The sequence below is a fragment of the Hymenobacter sp. AT01-02 genome (assembly GCF_000961955.2).
Taxonomy (GTDB): Bacteria; Bacteroidota; Bacteroidia; order Cytophagales; family Hymenobacteraceae; genus Hymenobacter; species Hymenobacter mucosus.
In genome coordinates, this window is record NZ_JZIR02000019.1 from 53178 (window position 1) to 73603 (window position 20426).

Consider the following 20426-nt stretch of genomic DNA (forward strand, 5'->3'; position numbering starts at 1 on the left):
ATTACTTCAAACGCCCCACTTATGTCAATCTTAGCTTTTCAAATGCCGGAGAAGGTCGTGATGGAGAAATCTGACGACTTCTACGGAACGTTTGAATTTAAACCGCTGGAGAAAGGCTACGGCGTCACGATCGGCAACGCTCTGCGCCGCATCCTGCTGTCGTCGCTGGAGGGCTACGCCATCACGTCGGTTCGCACCAGCAGCGTTCTGCACGAGTTCATGACCATCGAAGGGGTGATTGAGGACATGTCCGAAATCATTCTGAACTTGAAGCAAGTGCGCTTCAAGAAGGTCAGCGACGCCATTGAGGATAAAATCACGGTTCGTATTAAGGGCCAAGATTCGTTCACGGCGGGCGAAATCAACAAATTCACCAACGGCTTCCAGGTGTTAAATCCTGAGTTGGTGATCTGCAACGTAGACCCAGCTACCGAGTTGGAGTTTGAGTTTACGATTCAGAAAGGCCGTGGCTATGTTCCTGCAGAGGAAAACAAGCCAGCTGACCAAGTATTCGGTCAGATTGCCATTGATGCCATCTTCACGCCTATCAAAAACGTGAAGTATAGCATTGAAAATACGCGTGTGGAGCAAAAGACCGACTATGAGAAGCTCGTTATCGAGATTCACACGGACGGTTCAATTCACCCGGAGGATGCGCTGAAAGGCGCTGCTAATATCCTGATTCAACACTTCATGCTGTTCTCGGACAGCACGATGACCTTCGAAACGGCTAAAGCTGAAGAGGAGGAGACGGTAGATGAGGAAACCTTACACATGCGTAAGGTGCTCAAGACGCCTCTAGCAGATATGGATTTGAGTGTACGTGCTTACAACTGCCTCAAGGCCGCTGACATCAAAACCCTCGGTGACTTGGTGCAGCTTGATATGGCTGACATGATGAAGTTCCGCAACTTCGGTAAGAAGTCGCTAACTGAATTGGAGAACCTCGTTGAGGAGAAAGGTCTGACCTTCGGGATGGACTTAGGAAAATACAAGCTCGACGAAGAGTAGTGTCTCCCGTGGAAATGTGCTGAATGTGAAGTATGTGGGTGACACATATTCACTTCAGCACATTTTTTATGTCTAGGTATTCCATACCTTTGCACTCCTTTTTACACTTCTTTAACTAGTGAGCCCCAAGGGATGACGGTTCTAATGTGAAGGTGGCCTTACTTTGGTCTCTTCCGCCGTGGTCGTCGTTCGCAAGCTCACTCATTTTTCTTTTTTATGCGTCACGGTAAAACCATCAACCACCTCGGCCGTACGGCCTCGCACCGCAATGCCATGCTTTCGAACATGGCTTCGTCTTTGATTCTGCACAAGCGTGTAACGACGACGGTTGCTAAAGCAAAAGCTCTGCGCAAGTTTGTTGAGCCTCTGCTAACTAAGTCGAAGAACGATACGACCCATTCTCGCCGTCTGGTGTTCTCGGTGCTGGAAAGCAAGGAGGCCCTGAAAGAATTATTCGGTACGGTATCGAGCAAGATTGCAACCCGTCCTGGTGGATACACCCGCATCATCAAGCTGAGCGCTAACCGTCTTGGTGATAACGCTGAAATGTGTGTAATCGAACTAGTTGACTTCAACGAGACTCTGCTGGAGGCTAAGAATGTGGGCGAAGCCAAGGCTACTACCACTCGTCGTTCGCGCCGCAGTGGCAGCAAGAAGGCTGATGCTACCGTAGGTGGCGAAGCTGTAGCTCCTGCTGCAGTTGTAGAAACTTCGGCTCCCGAAGATACCGCTACAACTACTGTGCAGGAAGGTGAAACGCGCGATGAGGCTAAAGCAGCCGACGAAGCAGCTTCTTAAGCTACTCGCATTCCAACAAAAAAGGGACGTACCGTATGGTGCGTCCCTTTTTTGTTGCCTTAGGGTTAAGCGTCAAAAACTCACTAGCTGTAGTATTGCGGTTGGTATACTCTACCCTGTATGAGTTGAAAATACATGCTTAGCCCGTAGGAAAGAATGCAGCTTATGCTGCGTATTGGCATCTTGTGAAATCAGTATGGGGTAAAAGTAGCAATTGAGTACCTTGCCGCCCCATTGCAACCACTCGCAGAGCGGAAAAAGCGTGTGGCACTCTCAGATTCCCTTTCTTCATCCTCATAGTTGTAACCCATGAGCACTATCACCGAAATTCACGCCCGTCAGATATTTGATTCGCGCGGCAACCCCACCGTTGAAGTGGATGTAACCACCGAGAATGGTACAGTAGGTCGTGCCGCTGTGCCTTCAGGAGCTTCTACCGGCAAACACGAAGCTGTAGAACTGCGCGACGACGATAAGTCGAAGTACATGGGCAAAGGTGTGCTAAAGGCGGTGGACAACGTGAACAGCAAGATTGCTGAAGAACTGATCGGCTTCTCAGTATTCGAGCAAGGGTTGCTCGATAAGATCATGTTGGAACTGGACGGTACGCCTAACAAGGCCAACCTGGGTGCCAACGCTATCCTGGGAGCATCCCTTGCCATTGCCCGTGCCGCCGCCGCTGAGGCTGGTATGCCTCTCTACCGCTACGTAGGTGGTGTAAACGCTACCACGCTGCCCGTACCCATGATGAACATCTTGAACGGTGGTTCGCATGCTGACAATAGCATCGATTTTCAAGAGTTCATGATCATGCCCGTAGGTGCGCCTTCTTTCTCCGAAGCACTGCGCTGGGGTACCGAAATCTTCCACCACCTCAAGAACGTACTTAAGAAGCAAGGCTTAAGCACAAACGTAGGCGACGAAGGTGGTTTTGCACCCAACATCAAATCTAACGAAGACGCTATCAAGGTAGTGCTGCAGGCCATTGAAACGGCTGGCTACAAGCCTGGCGATGACGTAATGATTGCTATGGATGCAGCAGCTTCCGAATTCTACGAGGACGGCCACTACCACTTCAAGAAAAGCACTGGCGACAAGCTGACCTCGTCGGAGATGGTAGCGTATTGGACTGACTGGACCAAGAAATACCCCATCATCAGCATCGAAGATGGTATGGATGAGGATGACTGGACCGGCTGGAAAAACCTGACCAACAGCATCGGCTCGACGACGCAGTTGGTAGGTGACGACTTGTTCGTGACGAACGTGAACCGTTTGCAGCGGGGTATTGACGAGCAGATTGCCAATGCCATCCTTATCAAGGTAAACCAGATTGGTACGCTCACGGAAACGATTGACGCCATTAACTTGGGCCGTCGCAACGGCTACAAGAGCATTATGAGCCACCGCTCGGGCGAGACGGAGGACAACACCATTTCTGACTTAGCCGTGGCTCTGAATACTGGTCAGATCAAGACTGGATCTGCCTCACGTTCTGACCGTATGGCGAAATACAACCAGTTGCTTCGTATCGAGGAAGAACTAGGCGAAACTGCTTATTTCCCCGGTAAGAAGATGTAGTGCCGCATAAGCACTTCTTTGAAAAAGATAAAGCAGCCAGTTCCTAGGGGACTGGCTGCTTTGCTTTATATTTGAGCCGTGCTATGTGTGTTTCAGTGTCAAAACCTTGTTACAGAGTCTTCGTCGCTAGTTTTTGACTCATCAACTTATGTATAGTAAGATCAAGTAGGCCATAGGTCAACCCGTAAAAGGAAGTTAACTATTTAAGTGTATTAAATAAATGCAAAATATTTGCTTATAAATCCTGCTTACAGGTAGGCTGCTACTTTATCTTCTCTCAGCTTGCTGCTTCGAGAGCTTATTAAACTAGAAATACTGCTAAGACTAGCCATTCACTAGCAAAAGATGCCCGGCAAGATCTATATAATCCTTGCTGCCCCGGTCCTTTATGAAAGGCTCTTGCCTCGTGCGCTTTCTTCCTCTTCTCATTTTATATCTACCCTATGGTAAACGCTTACGCTTTCTTCCGACGCACTGCAGTCGGAGTAGGGTGTTGGTTGGTTGCAATGCTGTGCTGTCTGCAGTCGGCTGTTGCGCAAACGTATACTCTGCCCGCCTCTGGCACTGCCGCCTACACCACGTGTAGTGGTGTGCTGTATGACGATGGGGGCCCTTCTAACCCCTATTCGCCCAGCGCCAATGGTACTGTAACGCTTACCCCCGCTACAGCGGGCAACAAGATTCGCTTGCAGTTCAACCAGTTCTTCATGGAATCGGGCTACGACCGGCTGACCATCTATGATGGTTCAACTACGAGTGCTCCGGTAATTGGAACATATGACTACCAGAATCCTGGAACAGTATATGCTACTAATAGTGCTGGTACCCTTACGCTACGCTTCACAAGTGACAGCTATAGTCAGTACAGTGGCTTTGCCGCAGATATTGCTTGCGTGACTACGGTGCCACAAGCCGACTTAGCCGTTCAGGGCGCTTCGGTGCAGCCTCTATCGGTGGTGCCTGGTACAAGCTTGTCGGTAAACTGCACAGTATATAACCTGTCTGCCGCCACGGCGCAGGGTAGTAGTGTGGGCTATTATCTCTCCTCCGATCCTATTCTGGATGCGAACGATCAACTAATCGGTAGCTCGGTAGGCAATACGCTGGCAGGAAACCAGTCATCCTACCGTACCAATTCTCTGACCTTGCCCGCTAGCACGCCCACCGGTAGCTACTATGTGCTATTTGTGGCCGACTACCAGAATGTGGTTTCGGAAAGCAACGAAGCAAACAACGTAGCCAGTGTTTCGGTAAGCATAGTGCCACCCGTGACCGACTTAGTTATTCAGCAAGCTTACATAAGCACAACTTCTACTGCTCCCGGCAACGTGCTTGGGCTTAGCTGCAACATCGTCAACCAGGGCAACATCACGGCAAATTTTAGTAGCGTTGGGTTCTACCTCTCAACCAACACGACCCTTGATGCGAACGACCAACTACTGGCATCGGCTTTTGGTAGCCAACTATCACCTAGCTACTCGCAGTATCGTACGGTCTCAACCAACGTGCCGCCGGGTACGGCTCCTGGTGCCTATTACATTCTGTTTGTGGCCGACTACCAGGGGGTAGTACCCGAGTCTATCGAGACTAACAACATTACGGCCGCATCTATTGCCGTAGTGCCTCCCAGCGTTGACCTAGTCGTATCACAGGCTCAGTTGAGCTTGACTACCGTAATGGTGGGCAGTGCTGCCAGCATCTCAACAACAGCCTACGTGAGCAACCAAGGTAATACCTCGGCGGCGGCCAGCAACCTAGGTATTTACCTGTCTACGGATGGTACGCTCAGCGCGAATGATCAACTGCTAACGACCGGACAAATCTCGGGACTGAGCGCCGCGGAGCGCTACTATTCCTATGGCCAGTTTGCGCTACCAAGCACTTTAGCGGCCGGTACGTACTATGTTTTGTTTGCTGCTGACTATCAAAACCAGGTAGGCGAAACCGATGAGACGAATAACGTGCGGAGCGTAATGCTTACCGTGGTGACGCCGAGTATAGACCTGACTACAACCCAGCCTTCTGCTACGCCTACCAATGTCGCTCCCGGCAACAGCTTCTCTGTTTCTAGCTATGCTTCCAACCAGGGAAACACACTAGCCTCGTCCTTTAGTACCGGTTATTATCTCTCGGCTAATAGTACGCTTGATGCAACAGATGTGCTTATCGGCTCCTCTACAGTAAGTTCTGTGTACGCCAGTGGGTATGCCAACGTGTATGGTAACGCAACTATCCCAGTGGGCACGCCTACGGGTAGCTACTATATCCTGTTCGTGACGGACTACCTAAACCAGATAACGGAAACCAATGAGACGAACAACGTCACGGCGCTCCCGCTGACGGTGGTACCCGCTGGTATAGATTTCGTTATTAGCCAACCTTCGCTCTCACGCAGCAGTGCTGGTGCTAATACGGTGCTAACCGCTTACGCTACTATCTACAATCAAGGCACCACTACTGCGGCCTACAGTAGCATCGGTTTCTACCTGTCTACCAATACCACCTTCGATGCATCCGACGTGCTCTTGACCTCTGTAGCAAGCGGATCACTGGGGCCCAACGGCTACGTTAGCCGGTCTGCAACGTTCACGATTCCGTCGACTGTGACGGCGGGCAGCTACTACGTACTGTATGTAGCCGATCACCAAGCCCAAGTGGCGGAAACTAACGAGACAAATAACGTGTCGGCCGTTCCACTACTCGTAACGGCACCCTTCAACGGGGTAGTGGTACCCTTCTCGGGCACAAATACTATTACTACCTGCAGCAGCACCGTGTACGATCATGCTGGCAATGACCCCTACTACGACGGTGCGAATGGGGCGCTCGTTATCAACCCTGGTACCGTGGGAGCAAAGGTGCAATTGGTCTTCCAGTCGTTTAGCGTAGAAAGCTGCTGCGACCGTCTCACAATTTACGATGGACCGAACACACAGTCGCCGGTACTCGGGTACTACTCATACAACCCTGGTACCGTAACGGCAACTAGTACGAACACCACTGGGGCCTTAACCCTGCATTTTACTAGTGACGGCAGCGTTACCGGTTCAGGTTTCGAGGCTTCGGTATTGTGCGTAAACGGCACGAACACGGGTTTACAGCCTGATTTCGTTCCGTCGCAGCCAACTGTTGGCACAACTGCCGTAGCTGCTGGTAGCTCTCTGAGCGTAAGCACGCAGCTGCGCAACCAAGGTACTGGCGCTGCTGCTAGCAGCCCACTTGGTACTACCTCTCTACAAACACCACCTTTGAGTCGACTGACCTGCTGATTGGTAGCAACAATGGAAGTGCTGTGTTGAGTGGCCAATCGTACGTCCGTAGTGGGCAGTACACGCTTCCAGCAAGCATTGCTCCCGGTACGTACTACCTGCTGCACGTAGCTGATCCGCAAAACACGGTTCTTGAGAGCGATGAGACTAACAACGTGGTGAGTAACGCCCTCACCGTGACGAGTGCGCTGCCCGACCTGCTGATTGCCCAGCCCAGCCTGTCGGCAAGTAGTGCGCTGCCGGGAGGCACCGTCAACGCAACGTGCTTATTGATTAACCAGGGTGATGCAATGGCTGCTAGTAGCACAATTGGGTACTACTTGTCGACCGATGCGACCTGGGGCAGCGGCGACGTGCTCCTGACCAGCGGGGCCGTAAGCAGCGTCACGAGTGGAGCAATAGCCAGTGCGGCAGCTTCCTTGCGAATTCCGGCCGGTACGCCTGCGGGCAGTTACTACGTTCTATTTGTGGCCGACCATTTGGCGGCAGTAAGCGAAGGCGTCGAAGGCAACAATGTCAACTTCAGACCGCTAAGCGTGACTATCGTGCAAAGCAGCCGCGACGAGCAGCTCGCTGGTCTGACGCTGGCGGTGTATCCTAACCCTACCACGGCTAGCACCGGCTTGAAAGTAGCACTAGGTGGCGACAGCAAAGGGAAAACGGTGCTGCTAGGTCTATATAACGCTCTTGGTCAGCGGGTAGTCCAACAGCAAGTAAAGCTTACCGGCACCCCTGATCCGATTACGTTTGATACCAGCGGGCTAAGCCGTGGCGTGTATATGTTGCGCGTAACCGGCGCCGATCTGAACGCGACACGGCGGGTAGTAATTGAATAAGACAGCCTGAGGGAGCTTTCGATATATCTGCAAAGCACCTTTGTTACCAACGGCGGTGGTAAGAAGCTTTTTAAAGCGCTTCTGCCACCGCCGTTGTGCGTTTGTGCTCACCCGGAATGCGAGTGTGCCGCGTAGCAAGCATTGCTGTATATTTGAGGTATGAGCTTATCTGATGCGTTTGACCGGGTGCCGCGCTTCTTGCGCAGCTTTTACTTTTTGACTGGGCTGTGCTTCCTGGTCTGGATGTTCGTGTTCGATGCGAATGACTTCGTCAAACAGTACGACATGTACGCCAAGTGGAAAGAGCTGCAAACCGACAAGGGATACTATCTGCGCGAAATCGACAAGGTAAAAAACGACCGTGCCGAACTACTCAGCAGCTCTGAACTGCTAGAGAAGTTTGCCCGCGAGAAGTATATCATGAAGCGGCCAGGTGAGGATGTGTTTGTGCTGGTACCTCAGCAAGAAAAAGAATAAAGGCCTTAGCCCATCAGGTAGGCCTACCCCCAACACAGGGCATCACTTGCCAAGTACGGCCTACGGGTGGTAGTGCGCGTAAGAGTAGGCTGTGGGAACCGCCAGTGGCAGGTGGCCGTTGTGGCATACAGGCTGTAGCCCCTGTCTTCCTATGCAGGTTACTTACGTACCCATTTTGCTCCTAGGTGGCTGGAGCCTCCTGAGCAACCTCACAGGCCGGCCTGCTAGTGCAGGGCGGTTACCTAGCGCCACCCTAACTGCGCCGCCCCACCAGCAATCGGAAGCCCAAGCGCCGGCCTTAACTCAAGTGCAGGTAGCCCGCGGGTTTTTGCTGGCCATGACCCATGGACAATGGGCTACCGCCTACGGCCAGCTAGCTCCCGAAGTACGGGCTGGTGTATCTGCCGAGCAGTTTCGGGTTGCGGCTCAGCCCCTGTATCAGCAGGCACAGCGCTATGGCTCGGCTATCAGTCTCTATAAATTAGGCTACCGGCTGCGCGATGCGCAAACGCCGCAGCCCTTCGTTGCCTTTTCTTTCAAAGCGGATACCCTGCAAGCTTATCCTCACTTCCAACTCGACGTCACGTTTCGCGATTCTACTGCCCGGCAGGTATTAGGATTTGGCTTGGTACCACTAGCCGCCCCAGTAAAATAAAAGGCCCCCGCTCGTCATGTGATTGGGGGCCTTTCGCGTGTAAGTTTGGATTAGATGGCAGGGTCAGCAGGAGTATTGGGGTTGTTAACGCGCTCTTGCTGGGGGTAGGGGTAGAAATTGCGGGTCCGCTCAGCAAAGCTGGTTGGCGGTGCTGGCCGCCCAAACCGGCGACTGTCTTCCAAGCGCAAGCCGGACAAATACAGCTCCACGCTGCGCTGCTTGTACACTTCCAGCAGCAGGTCGTTTACGGTTACGGGGCCACTGTAGGCTGCTAAACCAGCATGAACACCCCACGGGTCACCGGTGGTCTGCGTGCGCACCGCATTGATGTCTGCCAAAGCAGCCGTGAGGTTAGGGGCCGTGGCTCGCAGGTTTGCCTCCGCTCGGATCAGGCGCATCTCATCAGGTAGGTAGCTGGTATTTCACTGGTTAAGGAAGTGAAGAAGCCGCCTAAGGTGCGGAGGCTATCGGTGCCGCTCGTAATGCGCGGACCCGTGAGGTAGAAAGCACGGCGCCGGTCGGTTGCTTCTACGAAACCTGCGGGCAGGCCAAAGTTGCCTCGCGGAGCGAAATTACGCGTAACAGTAACCGCCTGATAAATGGGATTTGGATTGAGCGAATTGTACGTGAAAGCAGAGCGCACCGTCAGCGACACCAGGTTGGCCGCTGCAAGAGCCGCCGCATAGTTGCCCGCCATCAGGTTGATACGGCCCCGGTAGGCCTGCACCGTGTTGGGTAGGTTGAAGCTAGTACCAGTTACTTGAGTTGTGAATTCAGCCGACGGCGCAGTGGTTGCCAGCTCCTGTGCCGCTAGGTCTAGCAGGCGTACGGCTTCGGCTAGAAGTTGCTGGCGGGATACAAACGAAGCGCGGTTAGTGGCATCAGTAACTACAGGGCCTTGCTCGAAACCAGTAGCTAGTTCGGCCAGCGCAGCGGCATTAAACAAGTAGCGTGCGCCAATACGCCACTCCGGGCCCCGGCATCAGCGCCAAGCACCCCCGGAGCCGCTTCAATAAGCTGGCGTGCAATTTCAATGACGCGGTAGGGCCGAGCATACAGGGCTGAAGTATTGCCATTGTTAGGCGTGAGGCCAGTGCCGCCAGCTTCCAGCTCCACTACGTTGATGAATGTGGAAATACCCTTTACCTCGCGGGCAGTAGTACCGGTAGTCAGAAGAAGGGGCTCCAGGGCCGACACGGAGTACTGCTGCCGTAGCCCGATGCTGAGGCAAATACGCCTTCACGGGTAGAGAGCGTCTGGACGTCGGTGGCCGCGTTGGGGTTTACCACGTCAATATTGCAGGCGCTGGTAGCTAGTAGAAGGGTACCGAAGAGGGCACGCCACGCCGTCCGGCGCCACGTGCAAAATGAAACGTTCATATCACTAGCGAAGAAAAGACCAACCATTAGAAGGATGCATTCAGGCCCACCGATACGGAGCGCGGAATGGGTACTTCTACAAAATCGAAGCCGCGCACGGCGTTGCTCTGGCCTGCTGCGTTTACTTCAGGGTCATAGCCCGAGTAGTCCGTAAACACGAGCAGATTACGGCCAGCCAGGGAAAGACGCAGGTCGCGCATACCCAGAAACTTGGGCGTGAGTAAGTAACTAGCCGAGGCCTCGCGCAGCTTTACAAAGGAGCCGTCTTCAATCCAGTTCTCGAAGATAGCAAACAGGGCAGTGCTGGTTCCCTTGGGTACTTCGCCGCGTAGTTCGGGCTCGTAGCCCGCCAGGGAGCCGTACAAATCCCGGTCGCCTACGCGCTTAGTGAAGTTGAATACATCAAAGTTCTGCTGGGTATCGAACTGTAGGCGTAGCGTTAGGCGGTTGTTGAGCAGGCTCACCTCGTTGATAAGAGACGCCACGTACTGCGGGTTAGGGTTGCCAATGACCTTGTTTAGAATAGTGCCGGAGGGCTGTCCATCGGCGGCGCGCTGGGGCGTGTTGGGCTGCCCATTAGTGCCTTGGCTTCCTCGCTCGCGCTGAGGCAAGCCGGCCGGCGTGAGCAGCAGCGACCCATCGGGGTTGCGGGCAAAATACGTGCTGTAGTAGGTGCCCAGGGGCTGGCCTTCTACTGCCGCTACCTGCCCAAAGCCTTCGGCGAAAGTGAGCAGACCACCCGGAATGTCTGTAATGCGGTTGCGGTTGTGCGTGAAGGTGCCCGTGATGTTCCAGCGCACGGCGGGCGTCTGCACCGGCGTAGCGCGCACCAGCACCTCAATGCCCCGGTTGGTCATGTTGCCGATGTTTTCGAAGCGGCTGCTGAAGCCCGAGCTAAAGGCTAGGTCGCGCTGGAGCAGCAGGTCGTACACGCGCTTGTCAAAGTAGGAAACCTCGAAGCCCAGGCGGTCCTTGAGCAAGCTGGCATCAAAACCAAATTCAAACTCCGCCTGCCGCTCCGGGCCCAGGTCATTGTTGCCGCGCAGGGTGGCGGGCACCAGCCTGGCAGTGTGCCCAGGGTAGAGGCATTATAGTTCGTGAACCGCTGGTAGGCGCCAATGCCCGTTTGGTTGCCCGTTTGGCCGTAGGAAGCCCGTAGTTTCAGTTGGGGTATGGCCTGGCTAAGGGCACCATCTTTCCAGAAGCTTTCCTCAGAAATAACGTAGGAGCCGCTCACCTTAGGGTAGAACTGCGTCCGGTTGCTGGGGCCAAATACCGATGAGGCATCAACCCGCGCCGCGCCAGTAAGAAACAAACGGTTGCCCAGCCCGAACGTTTGCTGCACAAAAGCACCCCGAATAACGCGCTCCTGCCGGGCTTCGGCTGGTACAATGGTGCCGCTGATAATCTCAATGAGTGGCGCCAGCTGGGTGGCCAGCAGACCCGTACTCACGGCTTGGTCGTATTGCAAGGTACCGCCGGCGGTGGTGGTGCTGGTTAGCCACTCGGCTAGGTCGCGGCGGTAGCTCAGGGTAAGGTCCTGGTTGACGAGGTAGGCGGTGCGGTCGGCGCGGCGGGAGTAGCCAGCGCCGTAGGAGGGCGTGGTGTTGCCCGGCGGAATGAAAGCCGTGCCTACCTGGGTGCTGGCGTCGTAGCCCAGCACATAGTCAATGGTGAAGCCGGCAAAGGGGGTAAAGTTCAACTGAGCATCGCCAATAAAACGGGAGGTCTGCTGCTGAAACTTAAAGCGGTTGATAGCTTCCAGAGGGTTCGTGCGCAGCACAATGGCTTGCGGAGAAGTGCTGGGGTAGCGCCCGGTAGCGGCATCGCGCTGGGGGTTAATGTAGTTGTTGGCGAAGATGAAGCCAGTAAGCGCCCCGTATGCCTCGTTGATACCACCGTTGGGGATTTCGTGGCTGCGGCTGAGCGTGTAGTTGGCCCCAACACTCAGGTTTACTTTGCTGCCTAGCGCCTGCTGCAGGCGCACGCGCCCCCCGCCCCGGTTAAAATCGGTGTTGTCTACAATGCCCTGATTGCGGAAATAATTACCGGAGGCGAAGTACTTGGTAGTCGTAGTACCACCCGTTACCGACACGTAGTTGTCGGTGCCTACGGCCGTGCGGAAGATGTCATCCTGGTAGTCGTACCGCGTTACAGCCTCCTGGGTCCGGTTCGCGTTGTCGGTGAGGTTGACGTAACGGAAGGGGTAGTCGTTGTAGTCGAGTTTCTTGCGCAGCTGCGACACCAAAAGCTGAGACGAAACCGTTACCTGAGTTTTGCCTTCTTTGCCGCGCTTGGTGAAAATCTGTACTACCCCGTTGGACGCCCGGGAACCATAAATGGCAGCTGCGGCGGCACCCTTAATCACCTCAATGCGCTCCACATCATTGGGGCTGATGTCAACCAAGCGGTTTTGGGCGTAGCGCCCAGGTCTAGCAGCTGGGGCGAATCATTGTTGACAATCACGCCGTCCACGATGTAGAGCGGATCGGAGGAGCCTGCTACCGTACTAGCTCCGCGCAGGCGTACCGAGATGCCGCCCGCGGGGTTACCGGAATTCTGGTTGATCTGCACACCCGCAAACTTGCCTTGCAGCGCTTGGTCTATCTGGGTAGGCACCGTAGCGCGTAGCTCGTCGCCACTCACCGTAGCAATGGTGTTGCCGAGTTGTTTCTTGCTAGTAGCCACCGAAGTGCCCGTTACTACTACATCATTTAGCTGTACCAAGTCGTCTCGCAGGGATACTTCCGGCACTACCACGGTCGTCTCGCTGCCCAAAACCACTTGGCGGCGCTGGGGAGTGTAGCCCACGGAGCTGATTTCAAGCTGGTAAGTGCCTGCGCTGACCGTAGCCGTTAGCTCATAAGTACCCTCGCTAGTAGAGCTAGCGCCGAGCACTGTGTTTAGTAAGCGCACCGTAGCACCAGGCAACGCCTCAGCCCGGGCATCGGTCACGCGGCCGCGAATGGTGTAACGGGTATTCTGAGCCGCAGCAGGTAAGCCTAGCCCCAGCAGCAGGAGCAAGACTACCCACTGCCAGCGGCCCCGACGCCCGATGAGGGAGTAGGCATGTGGCATAGACAAAGAGGATAGGAAGTGAAAAAAGAACGGCTCACTACCCTGCCTTAAGGCTTGGGCAGCAAGCCACTAAACATAGCGAAAAGAAGAGCTCTTTGTATTTCTGCTATCCGTGTCCTGCTTATCCGGGCAAAGAAATCTTGCCCATGCTCACGGCCGGTACCCGCTGGCGGCCTGCTCCTAAGCTTACGGGTTGCCCTGCTACTGCCTCATTTGCCAGGAGCGCAAACAGGATAGCCTCCTTGGCATCGGGCAGGATACCGAGTTGCTCGGTGGTAGCGAAGCGGCAGGCCGGCAGCTGGCGGCGCAATGCTGCTTGTAAAGCCGGATTGTGGGCCCCCCCGCCACTGGCGTACACGGCCAAGGCTGGCTCGGACCCGAATACTTGCCGGGCGGCTTGGGCTACGCCCACGGCACTTAGTTCTGTGAGGGTTGCTAGGGTATCAGCTAGGCCCAGGGTTAAGGTGTCACTGCGCTCTTGAGCTGACCGCAAGTAAGCTGGCCCGAATAGCTCCGGGCCGGTAGTTTTGGGTAGGGGAGCGGCGAAGAACGGGTGTGCTAGCAGCTCGGTTAGCAAACCTGCGTGCACCTGGCCCGCGCTAGCCAGGCGGCCATCTTCATCATAGGCTAGCATGGGGTGGTGGGCCCGTACTGTGGCATCCAGTAGCGTGTTGCCAGGGCCGGTGTCGGTACTGAATGCTGCGCTGGCATCTTGACCTGCACGAGGTAAGTACGTGAAGTTGGCGATACCTCCCAAGTTAAGCAGGAGGCGTTCTTCTTCCGTGCTACTCAGGAGCAGGTAGTCACCGTAGGCAGCTAATGGGGCTCCTTCACCGCCCGCAGCAATATGTTTTTGCCGGAAGTCGCTGAGGGTAATGATACCAGTGCGCACCGACACGTGGTCACCATCGCCAAGCTGCAAGGTAGCGTTGAGCGGAAAATCGGGGTGTTGGTGCTGGTGTTGAGGGGCGTGGTACACCGTTTGGCCGTGGCTCGCTACTAGGTCTACTGCCGCTGGCGCTACCTGCCACTCCTGTAGGCATTGCAGAATCATGTCGCCGTGGAGTAGGCCCAGCCAGGGGTGAAGCAGGGTAAGGTATTCTAGGCTTACCTGTCCACCCGCAAATACTTCCCGAATACGGCGGCGCACCTCATTTGAGTAGGGCACAGTAGCGAAATGCTCCAACTCCAGCCTAGTAGCAGTACCGTGGCCGTGGAGGCGGCACAAGGCCACATCCAGCCCATCTAGTGATGTGCCCGACATCAGCCCCACTATGCGGCGGCTTGGTTGCTGAGCCATGCTATACAAGCGAGTGAGGTAGCTATTCATGGGGTGTTTTGTGCTGTTTACTACCTATTGCAGAGGCCCGAAATAGGGAGAAACATTTTTTGTACTCTTTATTGCTCAAAAGGTGCCTTTGCGCTGCATATAGGCAGTTTTGTAAGTGGCACTTATTGCGGTGCTCACGTGGTAAAGAAAACAAAAAAGCCCCGCTCTGAAAGGCGGGGCTCTTCAATATACTGCGGTAGGGTAAGCTACAGAATTTTCTTTCCAGCCATAGCTTGGCTGATGCTGATGTTCATTACGCGTTCGGCAAAGGGGCGCGTAAGCTCTTCCAGCTCGTCTACCGCTTTTAGAATGGTGTCCTTGTCTTGCGTAGTAAGGGCCTGCTTCAGCTTATCAACGCCCGCAGTGGTCTGCGTGATTTCCTCGGGGGTGAGGTGCTGCCCATTTTTCGCCACGAAGCGCTCCACTTGGTAAAGCATTTGTTCGGCCACAGTACGAGCCTCGATTACCATGCGGGCCGATACGTCCTCGCGGGCGTGGGTAAGCGAATCCATGAGCATCTGCTCCACCTGCTCATCGGTGAGGCCGTACTGGGGTTTTATTTCTACCTCCTGGCGCGTGTTGGAGCGCAGCTCAATGGCTTCTACCTTCAGAATACCGTCGGCATTCAGGATGAAGTTTACGTCTACCTTGGGTAAGCCGGCGGGCATGGCCGGAATACCCCGCAGGTCAAACTCGGCCAACTTGCGGTTTTCCTTCACCAGGTCCCGCTCGCCTTGGTACACCGATATTTTCAGGTTTACCTGTCCGTCCACGGAGGTCGTGTACTGACGGCCGGCCTTAGTGGGGATTTTCGAATTGCGCGGAATAATGGGGTCCATCAGCCCGCCTAGGGTTTCAATACCCAGGGTAAGCGGCGTTACATCCAGCAGTAGCACGTCGCGGCGGTTGCCCGCCAGAATGTCGGCCTGAATGGCGGCGCCCAAGGCCACCACTTCGTCTGGGTTCAGCGTGTTGTTGGCCGGCTGCTGGAAAAACGCCGATACCGAATCGTACACCAAAGGCACGCGGTAGAGCCCCCTACTAACAGCACGGCGTCGAGGTCCTTCTGGGTGAGCTTGGCATCGGCCAAGGCTTGGCGGCACGATGCAATGGTGCGGTCTACCAATGGCTGCACAAGCTCGTTGAACTTGGCCTTGGTTAGTGGCAGCCGAGTGTCACCGAAAGCAGCCTCAAACGAGTCGTTGGTGCTGAGGTGACGCTTAGCCTGCTCGGCCAGTAGGCGCAGCTGCTGCTGGGCCTCGGCGTTCTGGAACAGCACGGTAGCCAACTGATACTCGCCAGCCCAGTGGTTGATAATGGCGCGGTCGAGGTCATCGCCCCCCAGGTAGGTGTCGCCGTTGGTGCTCAGAACCTCAAAAATGCCCTGCTGAATGCGCAGAATGCTGATGTCGAAAGTACCGCCGCCCAAGTCGTACACGGCCACAGTCTTTTCCTCATCGGGCGAAAGGCCAATGCCGTAAGCCAGCGCAGCTGCCGTGGGCTCGTTCACGATGCGCAACACCTCCAAGCCAGCCAGGCGGCCGGCGTCGCGGGTGGCTTGGCGCTGGGAGTCGTTGAAGTAGGCCGGTACCGTAATAACGGCCTTGTTCACGGGCGTTTTCAGAGCGTGCTCGGCGCGGGCGCGCAGCTCCTTCAAAATCTCGGCCGATAGCTCAATGGGGGAGTAGAACTTCTCGCCTACCCGAATTTTCACCAGGCCCTCGGAGTTGTCGTCGATTACCTTGTAGCCCAGGTCGCAGCATGCGTGCCCAAGTCCTGGTAGCTTTTGCCCAGCAGACGCTTCACCGAGTAGATGGTGTTTTGCGGGTCAGTAAGCAGATACTCCCGAGCTTCGGTACCTACAATAGGATCTTGGCCGGCCGGGAAGTGCACAATAGAGGGCACAATAGTACCACGCCCCTGGTCATTAATAGCCAAGGGGTGGCGAGTATCGGGGTGAATGTAGGCCACCAAAGAATTGGTAGTGCCCAAATCAATGCCTACAATGATTTCTTCCTGCTGGAGGCTTCCGGTGGAAAGATTGATTGCGACTTTAGCCATAGATGAAGAACGCGCCAGAGCGCGCAGACAAAGCGAATTAGGAAGGAGAGAGCCGCTATAACAGCTAGCCGGTCCGAAAGGCACAAAAGTAGCGAAGAAAAGTGCCCTCGGTGTCGGGCGGGCAAAGTGTTGAGGCTCGGCAGTTGTGCCAGGCGCTGGAGCCATTACTTCCAGGGGCGGTGCTACCCGCTACAGATTTCAGGGGCCTGCGCTGGTTCTGGCGCGGCACTTCACCCATTGCGCTACGTGCTAAGGTGGCCTGTTGCGTGGGGTACAGATACCGTTTTTTTGTTTTAGGCCTCTTAAATGCTGATTTTGGTCCGGCGAATGGTGCTGCCTACGTATGAAATATAAGTATTACTCTTCTGTGGGTATCTGGCGTCGATGGATGGGAGGGATACTTGCGAGTATGTTGCTGGCCGGTCTGAGTAACTGCCAATCATCGGCAGGCGAGGCCATTGCGGAGCAACAATCGGCTGTGCTGAGCGCCCGAGCTACTACCACCGATTCAGCCGTGGCGGTTGTGGAAGCTAGTCTGCCCGATTCTCTCCGCCTGACACCCATAGCGCCGCTGCCCACGCTTCCCGACTCTGTTCGCCGGGCTGTGCAAAACCTCTACGCGCAGTTGGGGCCTGAAGCGGCGGGACTACGCCTGCCAGTGTTAGAGCGCGCTTGCGTAGGCTACCTTAATTTACGCCAAACGGGACGCGTGAGTCACCCTGGCGTGCTGGCTGTGGCTGATATGGACCTGCCTTCCTCTGAAAAACGACTCTGGGTGCTCGACCTAAACAAAGGCGAGGTACTGCAGCACAGCCACGTGGCACACGGCCGCGGCTCGGGCCACTTACGGGCTGAGCACTTTTCCAACGTGATGAAATCGGCGTGTACGGCGCTGGGCTTCTACCGCACGCAGGATACTTACCAGGGCAAGCACGGCCTTTCTCGCCGTCTCCGTGGCCTCGATGTTGGACAAAATGATAATGCCCTGCGTCGGTACGTGGTGCTGCACGCCGCCGACTACGTGAGTAAGCAGCACGTACAGCGCTACGGGCAGGCCGGGTACAGCCGGGGCTGCCCCGCCCTGCCGCCTGATCTATATCGCGCCATCATCCATGCCGTGGGGGAGGGAGGGTGCCTCTACCTCAGCGGCCCCGGCCTGGAATCGAAGTGGCTAGATGGCGCCGTAGCTGCTCGGCAGTTCGCGACGCAGGGTTGGAAATAACTTTCTTATTTACTCATGTGGTCTCAATTGGATAACGATTCTAATTGGGTCTAATGCGGTATTTAGACTATTCGGTGAGAAGGCGTTGATTGGGAATGTTATTCGTAGCTAGTCAGGATTGTAAAAATCCTCACGTGCTGGATTTATATACGTAGTATATAAGTGGTTGCGTTTATTTTAATATAATAAGTTATAAAAATAATTAGAATAGTTAAAAATATGAATTAAACGGTTAATCGTGGTACGTACATACTTTATCGGGTGATTTATACTGTTCAGCTAAAAGGCAACTATCGTTTGATACTTTGGAATGTAAACCCTGTAGTTTTGAGTAGCATAATGGGATTAATATTCCCATTATGATCAAAATCGGCAAGTCGTTCCTTTGTTGCTTACGCAAGGCAATAGGCAGCGAATGTGGCTGGAATCCACGCAAATTGGTAACAGACGTGGGTTTCAACAGATGCTTGCTCCCGTAACTATCACTCACTACATCAGCAGTGCGAAATCCAGTTTTTTCCAATAATGGGACAGATAGTACCATGCCCATAGTATCTGCGTCCATCTCCCAATAAGCTATTACCAACAAGCCTGCCTCCGGGCAAAAGGTTGAGGCTGCTCCACGAGCCGTATTGCTGACAATCTACTTTTTCTGAGTTCTCGGGCTATGCTGGTATAGCCTCTCTGCTCCTTATATCCTTTACACGAGTAAGCCCGCGCTATCCCAAAAGCTTGTGCTACTCTTCTCCTGCACATCCATTCAATGATTAAACTCTCTACTGTTTTGAGTGCGCTGCTGATGCTCTTTCTCAGCAGCTGCGCCTACGATAAGGCAGATGAAATAGCGGGCCCCAAGGTGCCATGTACTACTCCCGATGTAGTTTCCTATAGCGCTTCCATCTCGCCTCTGCTAACCCAAAACTGTCGTAGCTGCCACAATTCGGTACTCGTGACGGGTAGCGTCAACCTGGAAGACTTTTCTGTAATCCAGAAGTACATCCGCTCAGGCGAGCTGATGGGAAATGTAAAGCACCTGCCTGGCTATAATCCCATGCCGCAGGGAGGTAAGAAGCTGTCGGACTGTGATATTGAGCTGTTGCAAAAATGGGTAGATGCTGGCGCACCTAACAACTAAGGTAGGATGCACAGCTTGGTTCACTACCTCCGTTTACCCCTCTGTGGCCTGTTGCTTGTTATTGGAGGTATCTCCACCAGCCAGGCGCAGGGCAAATACATGACCCAAAAGGGAACGGTCAGCTTCTTTTCTAGTAGCATCCTAGAAGATATCGAAGCTCATACTGAGCAGGCTGCCGCAGTGGTAGATCTGCAAAGCCACCAAATAGCCTTCGTAATCCCCATCAAGTCGTTCCAGTTCAAGCGCACCCTCATGCAGGAGCACTTCAACGAGAACTACATGGAATCTGACCAGTTGCCAAAGTCAACCTTCAAGGGAAAAATACTAGACCTGGATGCCGCCGCCTTAGCTAAAGGCCAGTCGCAACGGGTGACAGTGGAGGGCGACTTGACGATTCATGGCATAACTAAGCACATGACCGTTGCCGGAGCTCTAGAGCAGCAAAAAGGCACACTCATGGTGAATGCCTATTTCAGCGTGGCTCCCGCCGATTATGGCATTGAGATTCCCCTGCTAGTACGTGAGAATATTGCCAAAATAGTAGGCATCAAGGTGGTGATGACGTGCGAGGCAGTATCACAGCTCACGGTTAAATAAATCCTGTTACGTGCAAGTAGCGCCGCTTTTTCGGCCCTTGTTACTGTCCGCTTTTGCTTTCTTTCTATGCAAACAATTTTTCCTCACTACCGAGGCTGGTTGGCCTCTTTCCTCGTGTTTCTGCTGGCTACCTGGGCCGCACCGGCCTGGGCTCAGGATGACCTGCTTGGGCAGCTGGAAAACCAGAAAACGCCCGTCACTACCCCAGAACCCGTAACGGCTACCTTCAAAAGCACCCGCCTGATTAGCGGCCACACGGTAGAAACGCCGGGCCAAGGGACTATGGTGTTTTTGATTTCGCACCGCTTTGGCACAATCAATAGTGGCGCCTATAACTTCTTCGGGCTCGATCAGGCTTCCATTCGCTTGGGCTTGGAGTATGCCCTCACGAATAAGCTAGAAATAGGTATTGGGCGTAGCTCCATCGAGAAAACGCTGGATGGCTTTGTGAAATACCGCGCCATCCGCCAAACGACAGGTAGCAAAATAATGCCGGTAAGCCTTACGCTGTTTGCCAGCTCGGCCATGAATATGCTGCGCGACGACCGGTCGTGGTATACGGTGCCGCGGCGCCTTACCTACTCTTACCAGGCCCTGATTGCGCGTAAGTTCAGCCCCAACCTGTCGTTGCAGCTGATGCCGACGCTGATTCACCGCAACTTGGTGCAGGACAATACACAGTCGAATGACGTGTACGCCATTGGGGTTGGCGGACGCCAGAAACTCACCAAGCGCACCTCCATCAACGCTGAGTACTACTACCTGGTACCAGGCACTATGCCCACTGGCGTGCGCAATGCCCTAGCGCTGGGCTTCGATATCGAAACCGGAGGACACATTTTTCAGCTGCACGTGACCAACTCGCAGGGTATGATTGAGAACCACTTTGTAGCCAATACCCGCGGCAACTTCTTTAACGGCGACATCTACTTCGGTTTCAACGTGAACCGCAACTTCACTATTCGGCCGAAAGAAGGCTTCCGCAAGTAGGCAGGCC

General features: G+C 54.4%; 20 protein-coding genes and 1 pseudogene. 11 read left to right on the forward strand and 10 right to left on the reverse strand.

What is annotated here, in order from left to right; translation table 11 throughout:
- Positions 1-21: 21 nt before the first annotated feature.
- From VI25_RS08855 to VI25_RS08885, 7 genes are all read left to right on the forward strand, one after another.
- Positions 22-1011 carry a DNA-directed RNA polymerase subunit alpha gene (locus VI25_RS08855; RefSeq protein ID WP_045688474.1) on the forward strand — a complete coding sequence of 330 codons (990 nt, stop codon included), beginning with the start codon at positions 22-24 and terminating at the stop codon, positions 1009-1011.
- 216 nt (positions 1012-1227) lie between these two features.
- Positions 1228-1809 carry a 50S ribosomal protein L17 gene (gene rplQ, locus VI25_RS08860; protein ID WP_045688475.1) on the forward strand — a complete coding sequence of 194 codons (582 nt, stop codon included), beginning with the start codon at positions 1228-1230 and terminating at the stop codon, positions 1807-1809.
- A gap of 309 nt (positions 1810-2118) precedes the next feature.
- Positions 2119-3390, forward strand: a complete 1272-nt coding sequence (gene eno, locus VI25_RS08865; RefSeq protein ID WP_045688476.1) for a phosphopyruvate hydratase — start codon at positions 2119-2121, stop codon at positions 3388-3390.
- Between the two features lie 506 nt (positions 3391-3896).
- The gene (locus VI25_RS08870; RefSeq protein WP_055562436.1) at positions 3897-6659 is read left to right on the forward strand and encodes a CARDB domain-containing protein; all 2763 of its coding nucleotides are present in this window, start codon (positions 3897-3899) and stop codon (positions 6657-6659) included.
- Positions 6659-7495 carry a CARDB domain-containing protein gene (locus tag VI25_RS08875; protein ID WP_236704983.1) on the forward strand — a complete coding sequence of 279 codons (837 nt, stop codon included), beginning with the start codon at positions 6659-6661 and terminating at the stop codon, positions 7493-7495. The genes VI25_RS08870 and VI25_RS08875 overlap by 1 nt, the downstream gene beginning before the upstream one ends.
- 159 nt (positions 7496-7654) lie before the next feature.
- Positions 7655-7972 (forward strand): septum formation initiator, encoded by a 318-nt coding sequence (locus VI25_RS08880; RefSeq protein ID WP_045688478.1) that lies wholly within the window; start codon positions 7655-7657, stop codon positions 7970-7972.
- Positions 7973-8123: 151 nt separating this feature from the next.
- Positions 8124-8627: a hypothetical protein gene (locus VI25_RS08885; protein WP_045688479.1), complete on the forward strand. Its 504-nt coding sequence runs from the start codon at positions 8124-8126 to the stop codon at positions 8625-8627.
- Between the two features lie 50 nt (positions 8628-8677).
- Here the strand turns inward: VI25_RS08885 and VI25_RS25770 are convergent, their stop codons facing one another.
- The 10 genes and pseudogenes from VI25_RS25770 to VI25_RS27705 all read right to left on the reverse strand — a co-directional run bounded on the left by VI25_RS25770 (position 8678) and on the right by VI25_RS27705 (position 16475).
- Positions 8678-9025, reverse strand: coding sequence for a RagB/SusD family nutrient uptake outer membrane protein (locus VI25_RS25770; protein WP_201783270.1), 348 nt, complete (start codon positions 9023-9025; stop codon positions 8678-8680).
- Complete coding sequence (locus tag VI25_RS25775; protein ID WP_201783271.1) at positions 9016-9573, reverse strand: hypothetical protein; 558 nt, start codon at positions 9571-9573, stop codon at positions 9016-9018. The genes VI25_RS25770 and VI25_RS25775 overlap by 10 nt, the downstream gene beginning before the upstream one ends.
- Entirely contained in the window at positions 9543-9824 is a 282-nt protein-coding gene (locus VI25_RS25780) for a hypothetical protein (protein ID WP_201783272.1), read from the reverse strand. The genes VI25_RS25775 and VI25_RS25780 overlap by 31 nt, the downstream gene beginning before the upstream one ends.
- A complete protein-coding gene (locus tag VI25_RS25785; RefSeq protein WP_201783273.1) occupies positions 9797-10006 on the reverse strand; it encodes a hypothetical protein in 210 nt (69 codons plus the stop codon). Before VI25_RS25785 ends, VI25_RS25780 begins: the two co-directional genes overlap by 28 nt.
- A gap of 26 nt (positions 10007-10032) precedes the next feature.
- Positions 10033-10986 carry a hypothetical protein gene (locus VI25_RS25790; protein WP_201783274.1) on the reverse strand — a complete coding sequence of 318 codons (954 nt, stop codon included), beginning with the start codon at positions 10984-10986 and terminating at the stop codon, positions 10033-10035.
- The gene (locus VI25_RS27700; RefSeq protein ID WP_201783275.1) at positions 10908-12413 is read right to left on the reverse strand and encodes a TonB-dependent receptor plug domain-containing protein; all 1506 of its coding nucleotides are present in this window, start codon (positions 12411-12413) and stop codon (positions 10908-10910) included. The genes VI25_RS25790 and VI25_RS27700 overlap by 79 nt, the downstream gene beginning before the upstream one ends.
- Entirely contained in the window at positions 12371-13084 is a 714-nt protein-coding gene (locus VI25_RS25800) for a carboxypeptidase-like regulatory domain-containing protein (protein WP_201783276.1), read from the reverse strand. Before VI25_RS25800 ends, VI25_RS27700 begins: the two co-directional genes overlap by 43 nt.
- A 121-nt stretch (positions 13085-13205) precedes the next feature.
- Positions 13206-14414, reverse strand: coding sequence for an anhydro-N-acetylmuramic acid kinase (locus VI25_RS08900; RefSeq protein ID WP_045688481.1), 1209 nt, complete (start codon positions 14412-14414; stop codon positions 13206-13208).
- Positions 14415-14620: 206 nt separating this feature from the next.
- Positions 14621-16128: pseudogene (locus VI25_RS28845) on the reverse strand (Hsp70 family protein).
- 23 nt (positions 16129-16151) lie between these two features.
- Positions 16152-16475: an Hsp70 family protein gene (locus VI25_RS27705; RefSeq protein ID WP_262489935.1), complete on the reverse strand. Its 324-nt coding sequence runs from the start codon at positions 16473-16475 to the stop codon at positions 16152-16154.
- Between the two features lie 409 nt (positions 16476-16884).
- Here VI25_RS27705 and VI25_RS08910 point away from each other — a divergent pair, with 409 nt between their 5' ends.
- From VI25_RS08910 to VI25_RS08925, 4 genes are all read left to right on the forward strand, one after another.
- Positions 16885-17697, forward strand: a complete 813-nt coding sequence (locus tag VI25_RS08910) for a murein L,D-transpeptidase catalytic domain family protein (RefSeq protein ID WP_052695193.1) — start codon at positions 16885-16887, stop codon at positions 17695-17697.
- A 763-nt stretch (positions 17698-18460) separates the two neighbouring features.
- Positions 18461-18832 (forward strand): hypothetical protein, encoded by a 372-nt coding sequence (locus VI25_RS08915; RefSeq protein ID WP_045688482.1) that lies wholly within the window; start codon positions 18461-18463, stop codon positions 18830-18832.
- A 51-nt stretch (positions 18833-18883) separates the two neighbouring features.
- A complete protein-coding gene (locus VI25_RS08920; RefSeq protein WP_052695194.1) occupies positions 18884-19429 on the forward strand; it encodes a YceI family protein in 546 nt (181 codons plus the stop codon).
- Between the two features lie 66 nt (positions 19430-19495).
- Positions 19496-20419, forward strand: a complete 924-nt coding sequence (locus VI25_RS08925; protein ID WP_055562438.1) for a DUF5777 family beta-barrel protein — start codon at positions 19496-19498, stop codon at positions 20417-20419.
- Positions 20420-20426: the final 7 nt, after the last annotated feature.